4 protein-coding genes are annotated in these 4,020 nt (G+C 72.0%); 2 read left to right on the forward strand and 2 right to left on the reverse strand.

Features of this window, described 5'->3' with window-relative positions:
- Positions 1–288 precede the first annotated feature (288 nt).
- Positions 289–1,482, forward strand: coding sequence for an RtcB family protein (locus ABZ641_RS28270; protein WP_344623275.1), 1,194 nt, complete (start codon positions 289–291; stop codon positions 1,480–1,482).
- Between the two features lie 2 nt (positions 1,483–1,484).
- Here the strand turns inward: ABZ641_RS28270 and ABZ641_RS28275 are convergent, their stop codons facing one another.
- Entirely contained in the window at positions 1,485–2,303 is an 819-nt protein-coding gene (locus tag ABZ641_RS28275) for an LAGLIDADG family homing endonuclease (protein WP_359986184.1), read from the reverse strand.
- Between the two features lie 140 nt (positions 2,304–2,443).
- Between ABZ641_RS28275 and ABZ641_RS28280 the strand changes: the two genes are divergently transcribed.
- A complete protein-coding gene (locus ABZ641_RS28280; protein WP_344623277.1) occupies positions 2,444–3,355 on the forward strand; it encodes a glutaminase in 912 nt (303 codons plus the stop codon).
- Positions 3,356–3,425: 70 nt separating this feature from the next.
- Here the strand turns inward: ABZ641_RS28280 and ABZ641_RS28285 are convergent, their stop codons facing one another.
- Positions 3,426–3,704, reverse strand: a complete 279-nt coding sequence (locus tag ABZ641_RS28285; RefSeq protein WP_030277381.1) for an HPr family phosphocarrier protein — start codon at positions 3,702–3,704, stop codon at positions 3,426–3,428.
- Between the last annotated feature and the right edge of the window lie 316 nt (positions 3,705–4,020).

Consider the following 4,020-nt stretch of genomic DNA (forward strand, 5'->3'; position numbering starts at 1 on the left):
CCCGGCGGAGCGTCAGCTCCGCCGGGCCCGCGCGTTTATTGCATTGCACCGGGGCCCGGCCGCGTGGGTAGATGGTCCCCGCAGCCGCACCCCGCGGCCGCAGCACACAGCGCGAGAGGAGGCGGTCACCATGCGGGTCGAGCGCGACTACCGATGCTCCCCACGACCGTCCTCCCGGCGCACCGCCGCCTGAGCGCGGCCCCACAGCCTTCCCCGAGCCGCACCGGGACTCATCGCGCGGCACCCCCCCTACGCTGGAAACAAGCGACCTGTGGAGGTCGAATCACCATGTCGTACACCGAGGTACCCGGCATCCGCGTGCCCATCCGGATGTGGACCGACCCGGCCACCGTCGAGGGCCAGGCCATGCAGCAGCTGCGCAACATCAGCTCGCTCCCGTGGCTGCACGGCCTCGCCGTGATGCCCGACGTGCACCTGGGCAAGGGCGCGACGGTCGGCTCCGTGATCGCCATGAAGGGCGCCGTCTGCCCGGCCGCGGTCGGCGTCGACATCGGCTGCGGAATGACCGCCGTCAAGACCTCGCTCACCGCGAAGGACCTGCCGGACGACCTGTCCCGGCTCCGTTCCAAGATCGAGCAGGCGATCCCGGTCGGCCGCGGCCTGCACACCGACCCGGTCGACCCGGGCAAGCTGCACGACCTCGCCACCGGCGGCTGGGACCGCTTCTGGGACGGCTTCGACGGCATCGCCCCGGAGGTCCGCTGGAAGCGCGAGCGGGCGGCTCAGCAGATGGGTTCGCTCGGCGGCGGCAACCATTTCTGCGAGGTATGTGTCGATACGTCCGGTTCGGTCTGGCTGATGCTGCACTCAGGCTCGCGCAACATCGGCAAGGAGCTCGCCGAGCACCACATGGGCGTCGCCCGGTCGCTGCCGCACAACCAGGGCCTGATCGACCGCGACCTCGCGGTGTTCATCGCGGACACCCCGCAGATGAACGCCTACCGCCAGGACCTGTTCTGGGCGCAGGACTACGCCAAGCGCAACCGAGCGATCATGATGGCGCTCTTCCAGGACGTCGTCCGGCGGGAGTTCCCGAAGGCGAAGGTGGCCTTCGACCAGATGATCAGCTGCCACCACAACTACGTGGCGGAGGAGCGGTACGACGGCGTCGACCTGCTGGTCACCCGCAAGGGTGCGATCCGGGCCGGCTCCGGCGACTACGGGATCATCCCGGGCTCGATGGGCACCGGTTCGTACATCGTCCGCGGTCTCGGCAACGACGCCGCGTTCAACTCGGCCTCGCACGGCGCCGGCCGCAAGATGAGCCGCACCGCGGCCAAGAAGCGGTTCACCACGCGCGACCTGGTCGAGCAGACCAAGGGCGTGGAGTGCCGCAAGGACGCGGGCGTCGTCGACGAGATCCCGGGCGCGTACAAGTCCATCGAGAAGGTGATGGACCAGCAGCGCGACCTGGTCGAGGTGGTCGCCCACCTCAAGCAGGTCGTCTGCGTGAAGGGTTGAGCTCAGGCCGGGGTGCGCGGGAAGCGCACCCCGGCCTTCTCCGGTCCCACCAGCCGCCATCGTCGGGCCGAGCAACTGCTGACGGACCGGCCGAGCACGGTTGCTGCCGCCTCCGCGTTCCGGGCGGCCAGCAGGAGGCGGTCCTCGTCTGCCGTCCACGGGCGGCGCAGCACCTTCCTCATCCCGTCGGGTCGGGTCCACGCCGTTACGTCGGCCGTGGCTGCCAGCTTCCGCGGCAGGGCGAGGGAGCCCGGGTAGTAGAGGTGCCGGACGATGGCGACGGCGTCCTCCCTGGTGAAGAGGATGTTGTAGATCGCGTCGCGCCGGTTCCGCCGGGCTGTGCGCACGGGGCCGGTCAGCGCGTGGGCGTAGCGGCAGAAGTGGGCCGCCAGCGGCTCGCTCGCGGTGGTCAGGCTGACGAACGGCAGGTCCTTGCCGGTGCGTCCGAGCGAGCCGTCGGCATCGATCAGGCCGCGGAGGTAGTCCCGCTCGGCGAAGGGGGCCCGTGGTGGCTCCACCGTCGAGGACTTCCGTCCGGGCGGCAGACCCAGTGCCACGAGCCGTTCGCGGAACTCGCGGGCGCACACCGTCCAGGTCGCCGAGGTGTGGTTCGCTGCGAAGTTGGTGGTGCGGGTGCGGCGACGGATGCTGCTGGGCCAGGGGCAGATGCGCTTGAACTCCTCCAGGAGGGGCGTGTCGCGCGCGGAGAGCTCCACGCTGAGGCTGCCCTTGTTGCCCAGGCCCTGGCGCAGGTGCCCGTCGGCCTGGAGGAAGCCGAACATGTAGGCGTGGTCGGGGTTTTCGAGGTCGAATCCGGTCATGGCGCCAGCCTGCGCCGGGTGGTCCCGGCGGCGGGTCGGTTCGTCGGCGGATCATCCGATGGTGTGGTGGTCCTCAAGTCGAAATGTCGGATCGTGGACCCCGGCGGGGTGGTACGGGCGGCCGGGGACACAATGGCCGCGTGGACTACCAGGGACTTCTGCGGGAATCGATGGAGACCGCGCTCGCGGCGCCGGCGCGCGGGCGGTCGGCGGACTACATCCCGGCGCTGGCGAAGGCCGATCCGGAGGCCTTCGGGATGGCGATCGCGACGGTGGACGGCGGTGTGTTCGGGGCGGGCTCGTGGGAGGAGCCGTTCTCGATCCAGTCGGTGTCCAAGTTGTTCACGCTGGCGCTGGCCCTCGCCGAGGGCGGCGACGGACTGTGGCGCGGGGTGGGCCGGGAGCCGTCCGGGAACCCGTTCAACTCGCTGGTGCAGTTGGAGACCGAGCAGGGGATCCCGCGCAATCCGTTCATCAACGCGGGCGCCCTGGTGGTGACGGACCGTCTGCTGGAGCTGACGGGCGACGCGGTGGGGGCGGTCCGGGAGTTCCTCCGGCGGGAGTCGGGGAACGAGGCGGTGGCCACGGACGACACGGTGGCCGCCTCGGAGGCGCGGCACGGCCACCGCAACGCGGCGATGGCGCACTTCATGGCGAGCTACGGCAACCTGCGCAACCCGGTGGACAGCGTGCTGGCGCACTACTACGCGCACTGCGCGATCACGGCGAGCTGCCGGGACCTGGCGCTGGCGGGGCTGTTCCTGGCGCGGCACGGGGTGCGGGTGGACGGTTCGCGGCTGCTGACCCGTAGCGAGGCGAAGCGGATCAACGCGGTGATGCTGACCTGCGGGACGTACGACGCGGCGGGGGAGTTCGCCTACCGGGTGGGGCTGCCGGGCAAGAGCGGTGTCGGCGGGGGCGTGCTGGCGGTGCTGCCGGGCCGGGGCGCGGTGTGCGCGTGGAGCCCGGGCCTGGACGCGGCGGGGAACTCGGTGCTGGGGGTGGCGGCGCTGGACGCGCTGACCACGGCGACCGGCTGGTCGGTCTTCTGACGGCACCCGGCAGAGCGAAGGGGTGCACCCGGCGGGACCGCCGTGGTGCACCCCTTTCGCGTGGCCGCGGTCAGGCCGCGGGGAGCTCGTCGAGGCCCTCCTGGACGAGCTTGGCGAGGCGGTCGAGGGCCTGGTCGGCGCCGTCGGCCTCGGAGGCCAGGACGACGGTGTCGCCGCCGGCGGCACCGAGGGCGAGCAGGCCGAGCATGGAGCCGGCGTTCACGGGGTTGCCGCCGTCCTTGGCGATGGTGACGGGCACGCCCGTGGAGGTGACGGCGCGGACGAAGATGGAGGCGGGACGGGCGTGGAGGCCTTCGGCCCAACCGACGGTGACGCGGCGCTCTGCCATGGGACGTGCCTTTCGGTGGTGCTGGGTGGAGCCAGTTGTCTAGACCAGTGTCGCACGTCCGTCGCACGTCCGGAACGGTGCGGCACCCCTCGTTCCCACCTTGGCCCCGCCGGTCCGGCACCGCCGGGCGGCTCGCCGCGGCCCCCGCCGGATAGCCTGGCGGTTGTGGACGACTCCGGGACTTCACCGCGCACCGAGCCGGGCACCGACCCGGCCATCGAGCCGGGCACCGACCCGGCCATCGAGCCGGGCACCGACCCGGCCATCGAGCCGGGCACCGACCCGGCCATCGAGCCGGGCACCGACCCGGCCGACG

It is taken from the genome of Kitasatospora sp. NPDC007106 (assembly GCF_040634455.1).
GTDB lineage: Bacteria > Actinomycetota > Actinomycetes > Streptomycetales > Streptomycetaceae > Kitasatospora > Kitasatospora arboriphila.

What these genes read in the sequence shown, in the direction of transcription:
- ABZ641_RS28270 (WP_344623275.1), top strand. Translation starts at nt 289, where the DNA reads ATGTCGTACACCGAGGTACCCGGCATCCGCGTGCCCATCCGGATGTGG.
- ABZ641_RS28285 (WP_030277381.1), bottom strand. Translation starts at nt 3,704, where the DNA reads ATGGCAGAGCGCCGCGTCACCGTCGGTTGGGCCGAAGGCCTCCACGCC.
- ABZ641_RS28275 (WP_359986184.1), bottom strand. Translation starts at nt 2,303, where the DNA reads ATGACCGGATTCGACCTCGAAAACCCCGACCACGCCTACATGTTCGGC.